Below are 15529 nucleotides of genomic sequence, written 5' to 3' on the forward strand. Positions count from 1 at the left end.
AAAAGCCTTTATCTATAAAGATTTCACGCTTAAGTAAATGGCATTACCACGCTCTAGCTATATTCTTCAATCTCACAATAACTGAGCTTATAAGCGAGGTAATATCGAACGGTTTCAAGAATGACTTCAGGAGGGAAATGACAGCCTTTAAATATAGGAGCGAGTACTTACTCGTTGGAAATAAGTTGAATTCTACCCGAAACGCTCAAATTTTGCGACAGAACAGGTTTAGGTCAGTCACGCACTCTTCTGACGTGAATTAAGCCGCTACTGTTCAGATAAGGAATCATTGAGATTCCTTACCTTCAAATTTAGTTTAATATCTTCCGGATTAATTTTCTTTGCTTTATTTAAAAGCTTATAACCCATCTCTATATCAGTGGATGAAATTAAGCTAGCAATTTCTTGTAGAACGAGTGGTGATTTACAGTCAGCTAGCATACGCGATAAGAATAAATAGAAAAATGACGTCCCAGTAAGCCCTTGATAGGCATGTAAATACTCTTTATTTAGTATGGTAATGTCAATTTCTTTAATGTGGTTTTCTAAATGGTGTATTTTATTAGTTCTAACGTGAGATAATATCTCTTGTAATTCACAGGTCTTAATGAATTGATTTAGTGATTCATAATATTCAGCTGGTGGAATATCTAATAAAGACAATGAATGTATTTCAAATCCTTTATGCCTATTTCTTTTTATAAATTCACCTTCAGGGTTTCCTCCGAATAATGTTGATATATATTCTCGTTCAGATCTCATCATTCTGTGGAGAATATAGTGCTCAAAACATTCTTTATGTGGCTGAGAAGAAATAATTTTATTTTTCTTTCTTGCTTTAAAGTTTCGCCCTCCAGCATCAATATGAACTTTGTGTTGTTCAGAACCAACACTAGGAACATGACAACCCATGATTACATCAGATCTATTAAAAAACTGTTTAGTTATCATTGACTTGACAAGCAAGCTGTAAACGAAGTTTACATTGTTAAATGGCGGACAATAAGCTTCTTGCTCTCCACCTTGACACAACCAATTGAACGAAATTATATCGTAATTGATTTTATCGTATTTGTTTAATAACGAATGAATGCTAGTAAAATCTTTAGAGAACCAAAATTCATCAACATCTAAATACATTAAATGTGATGCATTGTGTTCATTGAGTGCTTTTTGGGAGAGGTAAGAATAAGTAAGTTGTTGAATTATAGGGTTTTTATCTTTTGTTACTTTATCAATCCAGTCAACCACTTCAAAGGAAACATTTTGATATTGTTCCGTTATTTTAGTTAGAACTTTTAAAGAATCATCAGTAGTACTGATTAATCCCTATAATGATATTGTCAAAGCCCATATACAAATGATGGTGAATCCACTCATGTAAATAGCAAGCTTCATCTTTTGCTACAGCAATTAATGTTACTTGGTGGTCTTCTTTATTTATTTTTGTATTGTGCATTTAATTAGTACTTATAAATTAAAGTGTTATATGGAAATCGTGAAGTATATAGTGGAAAAATATACTATTTTGGAATTAGTGTATAGTCTTATTGGGTAATTTACGGGGGTTCTGTCACGGCTAGCGCATTTTAATCCCCGATTCTAGCAGGGTTGAGCGATAATCATCATCTAGTCCTGCCATTTTCTTTTTACGCGTCATACTCGCTGACTTAGTTTTATCTTGCTTGAATAGAGTCATCACTATTTTTCTTAGCATATTAAAAACTATGGGACCTTTCCCTTTTCGGATACGCGATTCATCTTCTCTAAATGTCATATCTAATGTCCAGTGCATACTCTCAACTTGCCAGTGTGAACGGACACTATGAAGAGCTTGCTTTGCACCAAGTACTAAAGAACTGATGTACCATCGAGTTTCTTTTGTTACCTTTCCAACGATATTTTGTTGCTAACCACTGCGTGTCGATTAATAATCGTTGGCTACATCGACTTTCTATACGACTATGATTGAAGTCATTATCGATAAATTCATCGTAATTATTTTTATTAAAACCTTCCCGTTGACACTTATGCCACCATGCTTCTAGCTCAGCTTGAAGCCCTGAATGGTTTCCTTTTAGTTCTAATACATAATCAGCATTTTGATGAATAACCTGCTTAGCAATTTCTTTTTGGCAACCCATCGCATCAAGCGTGATAATGGTATTCTCAATATCAAGCATACTGAGAAGTTCTGGTATCGCCGTTATTTCATTACTCTTGTCATCAACCTCAACTTGTCCTAAGACAAGTTGATCCTCGTAGCTCCATACACTCACAACATGTAATGCATTTTTTCGCTCTTTCGTTGCAACATCGTCCACATTTCCTTTCCATGTAAACTCGCCGTCGCTCCCTCCCATGATTTCCAACCAAGGGCCTTGCCGCGTTTTTTGTTTCAGCCAACGGTGGCTTTGCTCCACTAATCGAGTAGGAGGAGGCCTCGCGGCCTCCGTCCTCTCACACCACCGTACAAGCGTGGGTCGCATACGGCGGTTCCGAATACATTTTTAGTACCTTATACCCATCAAGTAATGAGTATAATCCCATCTCTCTCAGTTTTACGTTTGGAAGAGCATGATTCACTTGAGGTGTTCTTGAGAGTCTCCACCAACCTTTATCTGACATCGCTAATTTCCAAGCATTTCGCTCGCTTACACCTTCTTGGCGTAACCACATCGCTATGCTGTATCTTCGCTTTCTCTGTTTCAGGCGGTAGCTCCGAAGTCGGCGTCTTATCCAACTGTCTAGAGTTCCCATTACACTCGGTTTTAAAGCCAGTTTAAAGTAGTATTGCCATCCTCTAAGGTATTGAGTTAATTCTTTTATTATTGCCTTTAACTCTCTTCCTCGATTTCGTTTTGTTATCTCTCTGACCCGCTTTTTCATTCTTGCTTTCGCCTCTTTTGATAGACGGATCTGACCTGAATAACTAAAACTGTGACTTAGATAACTGCGCTCCGTTATTCTTGTCGCCGCACTTTTCTCTCGGTTGACCTTGAGTTTCAGCTTATGCTCTAAGAATACTGTGATCGAGTCTTTGACTCGTTCCGCCGCTTCCTGACTACTCACGTAGATTTGACAATCGTCTGCATATCGACAGAACTTATGCCCTCTACGTTCTAACTCTTTATCTAGCTCATCTAATACTATATTGGATAACAAAGGTGACAGAGGACCACCTTGTGGAGTTCCTCTTTGTCTGCGCTCTATTATCCCATTTCGCATCAGTCCACTTTGTAAATATGACCTAATTAACTTCAAGACTCGTTTATCTTCAATGTCTTGTGCTAAACGATGCATCAGTCTATCGTGATTAACGGTATCGAAATACTTTTCTAAATCTATATCTACAACGTATCCTCTTCCTTCTCTGATGTATTGACTCGCTGTCGCTAAGGCATTGTGAGCGCTACGCATTGGCCTAAAACCAAAACTACTCTTTGAGAATTTTGGATCATAAACTTCGGTTAACACTATCGTGATAGCCTGTTGGACTATTCGATCTAGAACCGTTGGTATTCCCAACTGTCTTACACCACCTTTAGCTTTCGGGATCTCAACACCCAAGACTGGTTGAGGTTGATAACTACCTTCTAATAAGGATTGACGCAGTTGTTGTCCACTATTACCTTGTTTCAGTTTATCAATGGTCGCTTCGATGTTGAGTCTATCAACTCCCGCACACCCTTTATTACTCTTCACTCGGCGTAATGCTGCGTTCAAATTAGTTGGAGCGCTAATGCGCTCTAGTAGTTGAGAGGTATTCACCAAGACTCGCCTTTCTTTCTACGCCAGATACGTTTGTTACGCTTTGTCACCGTCAGTGCTACTTGCGGTTTTACCAACTGGGACAGAGTGATGGATTTCATCGTTGCTGTTACTCCACGTATTTGAGTGTTTAGCGGCTGCTTCTTGATATATTCGGTTCAGGCCTTCCTTTAAACTGTACTGGTTTAAAGTACTATGCCGTCGGCTGACTTCTTAACTTCCGTCGAGTGACATCACTGCCGCTCTAGTCTCTTTGAGACAAAGGCTAAGATCTCCCGAGGTAAGACGCTGTTCTTTCCCATGGTCATGCCTGATTTACTGCGACACACTTCTCGTCGAAACATAGGGTTATTCTATCTATAGCTAGGTTACCCAAGTTGTCACAGCCTACTATCAGATTTCTGTTCGTCACCACCATGTTTTGCCATTTGCTTCCTTCAGATTTCACCTCACGGTGAACACCCTTGCATAGGCTAACGGTTCTCGTTCGACTGAGCCCGTAGAGGACTTTCACCTCCTAGAACAACGCCATGCTCGGCGCACTATTATTCAGATATTTGATGTCCAATATTTCTATTAGAGAGAGCATAAAGACACCACTCAGCCAGAGCTAAACATTCATCGAGTCAAGAGCCGCATAGTTGCTTTTACTCCCATCAATGACCACTTTTTCAGGCAACCCATTTTGGGAGATGGCTTTATTGAAAAAGGCTTTAGCCGCCGCTTCATCACGTTTAGGTGTTAGGTAATAATCGATAACATCACTAAGCTTATCAACAGCTCGATAATAGTAGACCCACTTACCTTTGACTTTGATATAGATTTCATCCATTCGCCATGAGCCTGATAGCGCTTTCTTTCTGCGTCTCAGGTTATGCTCTAATATTGGGGTGTATTTGATAACCCAACGGTTGATGGTGGCATGGTCAATATTAACCCCACGCTCTAGCTAATACCGTTCACTTAAGTTTGTTTTACATACAAAATAAAATATCCCAGAAAGCAAAGAACCCAGCTATAGCTAGGTTCTTTAATTATCAAAAACCTTATCTATAAGAATTTCAGGCTTAAGTGAATGGCATTACCAATTAAACAGTGGTTTTTTATATATGAAGTTTATTTGAGCTTAGGCTTTTATTCTCTTTGGCAACTTTATCGATATCAAAGTAGTTAGTACCAAGAAACCAAACGATACCCACAAGCATGCTGCAAACCCGACAATTTGAAATACCAATCCAGATAAAACAGTACCGATTAAACGCCCCATTGCGTTAGCCATATAATAAAAACCAACATCCATCGACACTCCATCGCCTTTGGCATAACTGACAATCAGGTACGAATGCAGCGAAGAATTAATCGCAAATACCGCACCAAAAATCAGCAAACCAATCACAATCGTATATTCAGCCTGCCACTCTATCTGAATGAGATAAGCGATAATTCCTGTCACGACAGTAAGTGCTATAACCCACACTAACGCCGATTTACCATCTGGCACATGACCTTTCGCTTTGCCTGTAATTTTCGGCGCGAAGACTTGCACAAATCCATAGGCAATAACCCATAACGCTAAGAAACCACCAACAAGAGAATGATCCCAACCAAACACACTGCCTAAATAAATCGGCAATGCCACCACAAACCAAACATCTCTTGCACCGAATAAAAATAAACGTGCAGCTGATAGCGTATTGATCTGCTCTGATTTTGAAAACAGCTGAGTAAATTTAGGTTTGGATTTAGCTTTGCCCATATCACCATCAAGCAAAAAAACACTACAAAGAAAAACAATAAAAAGAACCGTAGCCATTGCAGTAACCGCCAGCTGAAAACCAATGGTTGTTAGTAGCAAACCACCTAAAAAGAACCCTGCCCCTTTAAGTGCATTTTTAGACCCAGTAAGAATCGCAATCCACTTATAGAGCGCTCCCTCTTGATCGCTAGGAACTAAGGTTTTTATTGCACTTTTGGCACTCATTTTATTCAGATCTTTGGCGATCCCTGAAAAAGCTTGCGCTGCCATCACCCATGGGATCGTTAACCAAGAGCTCGGTAATGCCAACATTAACAACGCAAATACCTGCATTATTAAACCAACATTCATGGTTTTATTTAGCCCCAATCGAGCCCCTAACCACCCTCCGAGTAAATTCGTTACCACACCAAAAAATTCATAAAACAAAAAGAGAGAAGCTATCGCTAAGGTGCCGTAACCTAAATCATGAAAATAGAGTACAACCAGCATACGCAACGCACCATCAGTAATGGTGAAGTTCCAGTAATTGAAGGTCACCAACATGTACTGGCGTACACTATGGCTTAATTGAGAAAACATAAAATTCATCCGTTCAAATAAAAAAGCCCCAGAAGATAATCACTTTCTGAGGCCTTATCTACAATTGATTATTTACTAGCAAGCGCATCAATGTATTCAATTTGCACAGGTTTTGTGAAAGCACCTGGACGTAGCGCTTGAACCTGCTGCTTAATCACATCTAAATCCCAGCCTAAATCCAATAGTAAATGTCCTGCAAGTAACCCTGTACGACCAGAACCGCCCATACAATGCATTGCTACTTTGCCATTATTTTCTAACACTTGTTGCAGTTCAGGCGTTGCTGATTTCCATTGTGCTGCAAACTCATCACCCGGTGCACAATCGTCTTCAATTGGCAAATAAAACCATTTCATACCTAGACGTTGCACTTCTTCACCAAGAGAGCCTACGCCTTTTTCTGCTAACTCATCTTGGTTTAATGCGGTTACTACCGCTTCTACACCTTGTGCTTTTAATTGCTCTAGAGAAGCAACTAAATCAACACCTTTTGTTCCCGGACAAGGCGTTAAAATCAATGCGCTATTAGTTCCTGTTACTGGTAATTCCCAAATAGGATGTGTCATTTTAAATTCCTTAAATCACGCCAATAATATTAAGCCAAACCAACATTTCTAACTAATTCCGCAGTACGGGTTGCGTAACCCATTTCGTTATCATACCAAGCATAAATTTTTACCATTCGCTTACCAACAAGCATGGTAGATAAGGCATCAACAATAGTTGAACGTTGGTCACCTTTATAATCAATCGAGACTAATGGACGCTCTTCGTAACCTAAAATACCTTTTAGATCACCATAAGCCGCATCCTTTAGTAGCTGATTTACTTCTTCAACGGTGGTGTCTCTTTTTACTTCAAAAATAATGTCAGTAAGAGAGGCATTCGCCAAAGGAACACGTACCGCATGACCATCGATTTTATTTTTAAGCTCAGGAAAGATTTCTACAATCGCCTTAGCAGAACCCGTTGTTGTTGGGATCAAACTCATACCACAAGCACGAGCACGACGAAGATCTTTATGCGGCGCATCTAAAATGGTTTGCGTATTGGTCAAATCATGAATAGTGGTAAATGCCGCATTTTCGATACCTAACTCTTTATTGATAACTTTAACAATTGGAGCAAGGCAGTTAGTAGTACAAGACGCAGCCGTTACGATTTGATGCACAGCTGGATCAAAAATATCGTCATTCACACCAACAACAATATTCGCAACGCCCTCTTCTTTAACCGGAGCAGACACAACAACACGCTTAACGCCCTGCGCTAAATATTTATCTAAAAATGAACGAGAACGATGGACACCTGTCGCTTCAATTACGACATCACAACCAGACCAATCAACCGCATCAATTTCTTTTTCTTGCGTGGTTTTAAGCTTTTGGTCACCGATGATCATAGTACTGCCATCGGTAGTCACTTCATGGTTCCAACGCCCTTGAATTGAATCAAACTCAAGTAAATGCGCTAATGTATGGGCATCACCCGCTACATCATTAATCTGTACAAATTCCAGTTCAGGCCAATCGAATGCCGCTCTTAATGCCAAACGTCCAATACGGCCAAAACCGTTAATTCCTACTTTAATTGTCATCGTTTTCTTTTCCCTAAATGAAGTTAGCAACACGCTTTCATTGCGTTTAATTTATCGGTGTCTTTTTTGTATTGAGCCTGCAAACAATTGGATTGCTTCAAGCCCAAAATAATTTTGTTTAACCAACCTGGTAATTCGGTACTGATTTGGTAATACACCCACTGACCTTCACGCGTATCAACCAACACTCCTGATTGGCGCAGTAGTGCTAAATGACGAGAGATCTTCGGCTGGCTTTCATCTAATGCTTCTGTCAGTTGATTTACACATAAACGGCTTTCACGAGCGATAAGCAACAAACAGCGCATGCGCGTTTCATCTGAAAGCAATTTAAAAAATTGATGAGGTAACATAAAAAGCCTTAAATATGGATATATGCATTTCCATATATATTAAACTGAGAGATAGAAAGATCAAGACCAAAAGACAACCTGTCACAAAAGATTCATACTGAGTGATTTTTCTTATTTCACAAAACTAAATTCAAATAAAAACACTAATTTAATTTATACTCATAAGATAGTGAGATAAATAGTATGGAGAACGAAATGATGGAATTAAACAAATTTTGCTTATCACAATTTAATGAGGCTCTTATTGACCTTAATAAATGGCAAGAATTGGTTGATCTCATTACTGACATTTTTGACGCTGATAGCAGCACTATCGTTAAATTTAATGATCAAACTTTCAGTGTTTTCGTCACCAGTTGCAATGAAAATAACTTCCTCTCATTAAATGATGAATGGTCTTACGAAAGCCAAAGGTTTTTGCCGTGCTATTGTCGACAATAAACAGCAGTTATATATCCCAAACGCACTGGAGAGCGAACAATGGAAAAACTCGCCTCCTGTTGTAAAAGGTCCTGTTCGCTCTTACTGTGGTGTTCCTATTTTCTGGCCAGGTAATGACCTTGTATTTGGCACTATCTGTGCTATCGACACAGCCCCAACCAATTATAAATCTAGCCTCACCAAGCTTTTAACCCAGCTATCTAGGTTAATCACTGCTGATCTTCAAATGGCTTATGACATGGAAATACACCGACAAATGTCGATAACTAATTCAATGACTGGATTATTAAACCGACGAGGACTAGAGGTATTAGCCGAGCAGAAACTTCAAGAAGCGAAAAGAAAGCAGTGCTCAATTGGTAATGCCGTTCACTTAAGGGTGAACGGCATTACTCCTAAAGACCAATAATTAAATAAAAATGGCGATACCCATAATGAATATCGCCATTCTAATTCGGTTTATACCAATGTAATCAATTCAACTAAGTAAACTCTACTCAACCGTTACCGCTTTTGCCAAGTTACGCGGCTGATCGACATCTGTCCCTTTAATTAAAGCAACATGGTAGGCCAATAACTGCATTGGGATGGTGTAATAAATTGGGGCAGTAATATCACTCACATGCGGCATGGTGATAATCTTCATGCTTTCGTCCGCTTCAAAGCCTGCTTGTTCATCAGCAAACACATACAGTAAACCACCACGAGCACGTACTTCTTCTACATTTGATTTTAGTTTTTCTAATAGATCGTTGGTTGGTGCAACCACAACCACTGGCATATCGGCATCAATTAACGCTAAAGGACCGTGTTTTAGTTCACCTGCCGCATACGCTTCAGCATGAATATAAGAAATTTCTTTCAGCTTTAAAGAGGCCTCAACCGCGATTGGATAAAACTCACCACGACCTAAAAACAGCGTGTGTTGCTTGTCTGCAAAGTCAGGTGCTAAGGCTTCAATTTCTTTATCAAACGACAGTGCTTTTTCAATTTCATTTGGCAGTGCATGCAAGGCTTCAACAATCTCTTTTTCTTTCTCTTTTGAGATACGATTTTGTTGTTTACCTAGAGCTGTCACTAACATCAATAATGCTGCAAGTTGTGTGGTGAAGGCTTTCGTTGATGCCACACCTATCTCTGTTCCTGCACGAGTCATGAAGGCAAAATCAGACTCACGAACCAATGATGAACCCGCTACGTTACATACCGTCATTGCCCCCATGTAACCACGCTCTTTTGCAAGACGAAGGGCAGCTAACGTATCAGCCGTTTCACCAGATTGAGATAAGGTAATTAACAAGCTGTTTGGACGAGTAACAAATTTACGGTAACGGAACTCAGAAGCAATCTCGACATCACAGCTCACGCCTGCTAATGATTCAAACCAATAACGAGCCGTCATACCTGCATTATAAGAAGTACCACACGCAATGATTTGCACGTGTTCTACTTTGTTTAGGATCTCAACCGCATTAACACCAATACTTTCAGTGACAACAGAGTCGTTGGTAATACGGCCTTCCATTGTGTTGATTAGTGCTTTAGGTTGTTCGAACACTTCTTTCTGCATGAAGTGACGGTATTGCCCTTTGTCACCGGCATCATGTTCTGCGTTTGATTCTGTTACTTCACGCTCAACTTGCTCGCCACGCGCATCAAATACACGAACATCACGACGCGTAATTTCAGCCACATCCCCTTCTTCAAGGTACATAAAGCGACGAGTTACATTTAATAACGCCAGTTGATCTGATGCTAAAAAGTTTTCACCGACACCACGACCAATCACAATTGGGCTACCAGAACGAGCAACAACTAAACGCTCAGGATCACGACGATCCATTGCTACTGTGCCATACGCGCCATCAAGTTGAGTCGCTGTTTTTTGTACCGCTTCAATTAATGAATTAGAAGTACGTAATTCCCACTCGACTAAATGAGCGATAACTTCAGTATCGGTTTGAGATTCAAATACATAGCCACGTTCTTTTAATAGCGTACGTAGTGATTCGTGGTTTTCAATAATGCCATTGTGAACAATAGTAATATCGCCAGAGACATGAGGATGCGCATTAATTTCAGAAGGTTCACCATGGGTTGCCCAACGAGTATGGGCAATACCAGTACCACCGACTACGTGTGACTCTTCCACCGCATTCGCTAGTTCTTTTACTTTACCCAAACGACGTAAGCGTGTGTAGTTACCATCAGCATCAACCACGGCAACACCCGCTGAATCGTAGCCGCGATATTCTAAACGGCGTAACCCTTCCACTAAAATTTCAGCAACGTCTCTTTGTGCAACAGCACCTACGATTCCACACATGGCAGTACTCCATTATTATATTTTTAAATTCAGTTATACCAATCATTCTAATGCGATTGGTCTAGATAATGAGCTGGCAACAAAAAGCCCATTATTAATATTCTTTATTGAGGAATTAAATCACTGAGCTCTAATGACTCGTACGTTATGTGATTCAATTTTTTTCTGATGTTCTTCGCTTAAATCATTATTGGTGATCAGTACATCAATGCTATCCCATGGCAATTCAACGTTAGGGATTTTTCGGCCAATTTTTTCTGACTCCACCATTAAAATCACTTCACGAGCCACTTCAGACATCACGCGACTTAAACCCACTAATTCATTAAATGTGGTTGTTCCGCGTTCCAAATCAATCCCATCAGCACCAATGAACAGCTGATCAAAATCATAGGATCGTAATACGGATTCTGCCACTTGGCCTTGAAATGAGTCAGAATGACTGTCCCATGTTCCACCTGTCATTAATAACGTTGGCTCATTTTCAATCTCTTGCAATGCGTTGGCGACTGGCAATGAATTTGTCATCACTACTAAGCCATTTCGTTTCGATAATTGATTAATTAATGCCGCTGTTGTGCTGCCACTATCAATAATGATCCGGTTATGATCTTTAATCAGTTCAACCGCTGAAATGGCCAGAGGTAACTTTCGATTCGAAACTTCTTCACTGGTATCTTCTTGAATAATATTCGAAGGCATTAATACCGCCCCACCATATTTACGCATTAGTAAGCCATTCTTCTCTAACTCTGTTAGATCCTTACGAATAGTCACTTCTGAGATATCAAAGAGTTCGGAAAGCTCTTCAACAGTAATTTCACCCTTCTCTATTAATAAAGATAGGATCATATGACGGCGTTGTTTGGTGTTTCTCTTCGACATAAAAAACTCAATAAGTTTCGATTTGAAAGAAGTTTAGTTTCGTTTCGTTTAATTGTCTAGAGCTGGAAATTAATTCGTTTTAAATAATAAGATCTCGGGATCAGTTCTGTTTTATCGAAAACAAGAAGTGAGTTAGAGAGGCAGCGCAGACTTTAGCGTCTAAAAATTGCTCAGGAGGACGTAAGGTGTTAATTTTATTTTATAACTTATGAGGAATATTGTAGCCATGGACGACAACTACACCATTATTATCGCGGATGATCATCCCTTATTTCGCAATGCACTTTTTCAATCCATTCATATGGCACTTAGTGGCGCAAACCTACTCGAAGCCGACTCTCTTGATGCGTTACTTACTGTATTAGAAAAAGAGCCCGATCCAGATTTACTGCTATTGGATTTAAAAATGCCCGGCCAGTAACGGCATGTCAGGATTAATTCATTTACGATCCCAATATCCTGATTTACCGATTGTGGTGGTCTCAGCCAGTGAAGAAGCTAGCATTGTCTCTCAAGTAAAAAGTCATGGCGCATTCGGCTTTATTCCTAAATCAAGCGACATGAAATCTCTTATTTCTGCCCTCAATCAAATTTTGGATGGTGACTCTTATTTCCCAGAAGGCTCAATTAAGAACTCAGCCGCGTGCGATGATCTCGCAACTAAAATAACCAGTCTTACTCCTCAGCAATATAAAGTGCTTGGTATGCTGTCTGATGGCTTGCTCAATAAACAAATCGCTTATGATTTAGAAGTATCAGAAGCCACGATAAAAGCACATATGACTGCAATATTTAGGAAACTAGGTGTTAAGAATCGTACTCAAGCGGTTATTTTGCTACAACAAACAGAAAGTTAACCTTGATATAACACTCTAGCCGTTAAAATAAGTTAGGTTACCTACTCATATTTTAATCCCTCTGCGTAACCTAACCTCTGGGAGAGCCCATGATAAGTATCCTCATTACTCAATTCGTTGTTCTTTGGGCAGTTATCGATCCTATCGGATCAGTGCCTGTCTATCTTTCACAAACCCAACATCTAACCGCTAAGCAACGTAAAGTAGTGGCTCTTAAAGCTGTTGCAATTGCGACTTCTGTACTGCTATTTTTTCTTATTATTGGCCAACTTCTCTTAGAAGCAATGCAAATTCCTCTACCTGCCTTTCAAGTTGCCGGTGGATTAGTACTATTAATTTTTGCGCTAACAATGATTTTTGGTGAAAGCAAGCCAGATCAAGAGCAGAAAATGAGTGAAGATATTAGCCACTCTGATCTGGCTGATTTAGCCGTTTATCCTTTAGCTATTCCATCAATAGCTTCGCCTGGCGCAATGATGGCCATCGTTATGCTAACGGATAACTCTCGCTATTCTTTTATAGATCAATCAATTACTGCCGCGGTAATGATTGTAGTTTTGGTCATTACCTTATGTTTATTACTTGGTGCAACCTTTATTCATAAAATCATTGGCAACGTTGGTGCTGCAATAATTAGTCGCGTAATGGGATTGATTTTAGCAGCGGTGGCAGTAAATAATCTTCTTATGGGTATTAAAGATTTCTACTTTTAATGATTTATAACGCCTTAGACCTTGGTATTAATTAACATAAACTCAACATAATAAATTTCCTACATACCTCACATAAAACGCTCATATTTTGGGCGTTTTTCTTTATCTGCTCGACTAAAGTTGCACTGTTTTCTTACTCACTCACTGCTAATCTCTTTTTGGTTACATTCTATTAACATCAAAAAGGAGCCGGCTATGGCGTTCGAAACAAAAGAACAAGCACAAGCCTATTGGAAGGAAAATCTAGGAATAATGGGAGGGCTACTCTTCGTCTGGTTCGCCGTCTCATTTGGCGCAGGCATTTTATTTGTAGATGCTCTGGATACGATTCAAATTGGTGGCTTTAAATTAGGCTTCTGGTTTGCACAACAAGGTTCAATTTATACCTTTGTTGCCCTGATCTTTATCTATGTGGCTCGCATGAACGCACTAGATAAAAAATACAACGTACAAGAAGACTAGAGGAATTAGCATGGATATCCAAACTTGGACGTTTATATTAGTAGGTATCACTTTCAGCCTTTATATCGGTATTGCGATATGGGCTCGCGCTGGATCAACCAGTGAATTCTATGTTGCAGGTGGTGGGGTTCACCCAATAGCCAACGGCATGGCAACCGCCGCTGACTGGATGTCGGCTGCGTCATTTATTTCAATGGCGGGTATCATTTCCTTTGTTGGTTATGATGGCGCTGTATATCTAATGGGTTGGACTGGCGGCTATGTATTATTAGCACTTTGTCTTGCCCCTTACCTGCGTAAATTTGGTAAGTTCACTGTGCCCGACTTTATCGGTGAGCGTTACTACTCACGCACTGCTCGTATGGTTGCTGTATTCTGTGCCATCTTTGTCTCTTTCACTTATGTGGCAGGGCAAATGCGTGGGGTTGGTGTTGTGTTCTCTCGATTCCTAGAAGTTGACATTAACATCGGCATCATCATTGGTATGGGGATCGTATTTTTCTATGCGGTATTAGGCGGCATGAAAGGCATCACTTATACGCAGGTAGCTCAATTCTGTGTTCTCATTTTCGCCTTCCTTGTTCCTGCTGTTTTCACCTCAATCATGATGACGGGTAATGTATTCCCTCAAGTTGGTATGGGCTCTACAGTTACCGGTTCAGAGGTATACCTACTGGATAAACTCGATGGCTTGACTACTGAGCTAGGGTTTACACCTTATACCGACGGCTCTAAGAGCATGGTTGACGTATTCTTTATCTGTGCTGCACTAATGGTAGGTACTGCGGGTCTTCCTCATGTAATTATTCGTTTTTTCACTGTACCTCGTGTTAAAGATGCACGTATCTCTGCAGGTTGGGCGTTACTGTTTATTTCATTCTTATACACAACAGCTCCTGCGGTTGCCGCGTTTGCTCGTGTAAATATGATTGAAACCATTAATGGAACCGATAACCAAGGTGTTGCAGCTGCGGATGCTCCGAGTTGGTATAAAAACTGGGAAGACACGGGTCTAGTTGGTTGGGAAGATAAAAATGGCGATGGTAAAATGTTCTACTCTGGTGATGAGCGTAATGAAATGGACATCAACCGAGATATTATCGTTCTAGCATCACCTGAACTAGCAAACTTACCAAACTGGGTTGTTGCCTTGTTGGCTGCCGGTGGCTTAGCTGCTGCATTATCAACGGCTGCAGGCTTATTACTGGTAATCTCGACTTCTATCTCTCATGATTTACTGAAAAAAGGCTTTAAGCCAAACATGACTGATAAACAAGAACTACTCGCTGCCCGCCTTGCAGCCATCGTAGCCATCATTGGGGCTGGTTATTTAGGGATAAATCCACCAGGCTTTGTTGCAGAGGTGGTTGCCTTCTCGTTCGGCTTGGCTGCGGCCTCTTTCTTCCCTGCTATTATCTTAGGTATTTTCTATAAGAAGATGAATAAGGAAGGCGCGATTGCAGGTATGGTCGCTGGGGTTACCTTTACTACGGCTTACATCGTTTACTTTAAGTTCATTAATCCTGCTGCAAGCACACCTGACAACTGGTGGTTTGGTATCAGCCCAGAAGGGATCGGTACGCTAGGTATGTGTGTGAACTTCATAGTGTCGATTGTAGTAAATAAAGTAACCGCAGAAGTACCAAAAGATGTTCAAGATCTAGTTGAGTCTATTCGTTATCCTAAAGGGGCAGGTGAAGCTCACGATCATTAATACTTAAAGCAGCATCAAGTTAACTATTCACTCGATTCAACCATCATCAAAATAAACCCTCCCCTTATTAAG

At 40.2% G+C, this 15529-nt stretch carries 12 protein-coding genes and 4 pseudogenes; 5 read left to right on the plus strand and 11 right to left on the minus strand.

Going from position 1 to position 15529, the window contains the following annotated elements; genetic code table 11:
- Positions 1-62 precede the first annotated feature (62 nt).
- The 9 genes and pseudogenes from ACU5DF_RS17535 to ACU5DF_RS17575 all read right to left on the minus strand — a co-directional run.
- Positions 63-155, minus strand: a pseudogene (locus tag ACU5DF_RS17535) (IS6 family transposase); the annotation flags it as partial.
- Between the two features lie 112 nt (positions 156-267).
- Positions 268-1251, minus strand: a complete 984-nt coding sequence (locus ACU5DF_RS17540) for a hypothetical protein (RefSeq protein WP_446713677.1) — start codon at positions 1249-1251, stop codon at positions 268-270.
- A 328-nt stretch (positions 1252-1579) separates the two neighbouring features.
- A pseudogene (locus ACU5DF_RS17545) lies at positions 1580-2489 on the minus strand (ISAs1 family transposase).
- A complete protein-coding gene (gene ltrA / locus ACU5DF_RS17550; RefSeq protein ID WP_446713678.1) occupies positions 2461-3771 on the minus strand; it encodes a group II intron reverse transcriptase/maturase in 1311 nt (436 codons plus the stop codon). The pseudogene ACU5DF_RS17545 and the gene ltrA overlap by 29 nt, the downstream one beginning before the upstream one ends.
- 517 nt (positions 3772-4288) lie before the next feature.
- Positions 4289-4717 (minus strand): annotated as a pseudogene (locus ACU5DF_RS17555) (IS6 family transposase); the annotation flags it as partial.
- Positions 4718-4897: 180 nt separating this feature from the next.
- The gene (gene arsJ, locus ACU5DF_RS17560; RefSeq protein WP_446713679.1) at positions 4898-6109 is read right to left on the minus strand and encodes an organoarsenical effux MFS transporter ArsJ; all 1212 of its coding nucleotides are present in this window, start codon (positions 6107-6109) and stop codon (positions 4898-4900) included.
- A gap of 68 nt (positions 6110-6177) precedes the next feature.
- Positions 6178-6675, minus strand: a complete 498-nt coding sequence (locus ACU5DF_RS17565; RefSeq protein ID WP_446713680.1) for a cyclin-dependent kinase inhibitor 3 family protein — start codon at positions 6673-6675, stop codon at positions 6178-6180.
- Positions 6676-6704: 29 nt separating this feature from the next.
- On the minus strand, positions 6705-7706 hold the full coding sequence (locus tag ACU5DF_RS17570; RefSeq protein WP_446713681.1) for an ArsJ-associated glyceraldehyde-3-phosphate dehydrogenase: 1002 nt from the start codon (positions 7704-7706) through the stop codon (positions 6705-6707).
- 23 nt (positions 7707-7729) lie between these two features.
- Complete coding sequence (locus ACU5DF_RS17575) at positions 7730-8059, minus strand: metalloregulator ArsR/SmtB family transcription factor (protein ID WP_446713682.1); 330 nt, start codon at positions 8057-8059, stop codon at positions 7730-7732.
- Positions 8060-8444: 385 nt separating this feature from the next.
- Here ACU5DF_RS17575 and ACU5DF_RS17580 point away from each other — a divergent pair, with 385 nt between their 5' ends.
- Entirely contained in the window at positions 8445-8909 is a 465-nt protein-coding gene (locus tag ACU5DF_RS17580; RefSeq protein ID WP_446713683.1) for a GAF domain-containing protein, read from the plus strand.
- 84 nt (positions 8910-8993) lie between these two features.
- Here the strand turns inward: ACU5DF_RS17580 and glmS are convergent, their stop codons facing one another.
- Both glmS and ACU5DF_RS17590 read right to left on the minus strand, forming a co-directional pair.
- Complete coding sequence (gene glmS / locus ACU5DF_RS17585; protein ID WP_446713684.1) at positions 8994-10826, minus strand: glutamine--fructose-6-phosphate transaminase (isomerizing); 1833 nt, start codon at positions 10824-10826, stop codon at positions 8994-8996.
- Between the two features lie 120 nt (positions 10827-10946).
- Positions 10947-11711: a DeoR/GlpR family DNA-binding transcription regulator gene (locus ACU5DF_RS17590; protein ID WP_045101040.1), complete on the minus strand. Its 765-nt coding sequence runs from the start codon at positions 11709-11711 to the stop codon at positions 10947-10949.
- A 226-nt stretch (positions 11712-11937) separates the two neighbouring features.
- Between ACU5DF_RS17590 and ACU5DF_RS17595 the strand changes: the two are divergent.
- From ACU5DF_RS17595 to ACU5DF_RS17610, 4 genes and pseudogenes are all read left to right on the plus strand, one after another.
- A pseudogene (locus ACU5DF_RS17595) lies at positions 11938-12568 on the plus strand (response regulator).
- An 89-nt stretch (positions 12569-12657) separates the two neighbouring features.
- Entirely contained in the window at positions 12658-13281 is a 624-nt protein-coding gene (locus tag ACU5DF_RS17600; protein WP_045101038.1) for a MarC family protein, read from the plus strand.
- A gap of 195 nt (positions 13282-13476) precedes the next feature.
- Positions 13477-13743: a DUF4212 domain-containing protein gene (locus tag ACU5DF_RS17605; RefSeq protein WP_045101037.1), complete on the plus strand. Its 267-nt coding sequence runs from the start codon at positions 13477-13479 to the stop codon at positions 13741-13743.
- A 10-nt stretch (positions 13744-13753) separates the two neighbouring features.
- On the plus strand, positions 13754-15457 hold the full coding sequence (locus ACU5DF_RS17610) for a sodium:solute symporter family protein (RefSeq protein WP_446713685.1): 1704 nt from the start codon (positions 13754-13756) through the stop codon (positions 15455-15457).
- Positions 15458-15529: the final 72 nt, after the last annotated feature.

The organism is Aliivibrio wodanis, assembly GCF_052920805.1.

Excerpts from the sequence above, each read along its gene's own strand:
- arsJ (WP_446713679.1), bottom strand. The coding sequence starts at position 6,109 with ATGTTTTCTCAATTAAGCCATAGTGTACGCCAGTACATGTTGGTGACC.
- ACU5DF_RS17565 (WP_446713680.1), bottom strand. The coding sequence starts at position 6,675 with ATGACACATCCTATTTGGGAATTACCAGTAACAGGAACTAATAGCGCA.
- ACU5DF_RS17570 (WP_446713681.1), bottom strand. The coding sequence starts at position 7,706 with ATGACAATTAAAGTAGGAATTAACGGTTTTGGCCGTATTGGACGTTTG.
- ACU5DF_RS17575 (WP_446713682.1), bottom strand. The coding sequence starts at position 8,059 with ATGTTACCTCATCAATTTTTTAAATTGCTTTCAGATGAAACGCGCATG.
- ACU5DF_RS17580 (WP_446713683.1), top strand. The coding sequence starts at position 8,445 with ATGATGAATGGTCTTACGAAAGCCAAAGGTTTTTGCCGTGCTATTGTC.
- glmS (WP_446713684.1), bottom strand. The coding sequence starts at position 10,826 with ATGTGTGGAATCGTAGGTGCTGTTGCACAAAGAGACGTTGCTGAAATT.
- ACU5DF_RS17590 (WP_045101040.1), bottom strand. The coding sequence starts at position 11,711 with ATGTCGAAGAGAAACACCAAACAACGCCGTCATATGATCCTATCTTTA.
- ACU5DF_RS17600 (WP_045101038.1), top strand. The coding sequence starts at position 12,658 with ATGATAAGTATCCTCATTACTCAATTCGTTGTTCTTTGGGCAGTTATC.
- ACU5DF_RS17605 (WP_045101037.1), top strand. The coding sequence starts at position 13,477 with ATGGCGTTCGAAACAAAAGAACAAGCACAAGCCTATTGGAAGGAAAAT.
- ACU5DF_RS17610 (WP_446713685.1), top strand. The coding sequence starts at position 13,754 with ATGGATATCCAAACTTGGACGTTTATATTAGTAGGTATCACTTTCAGC.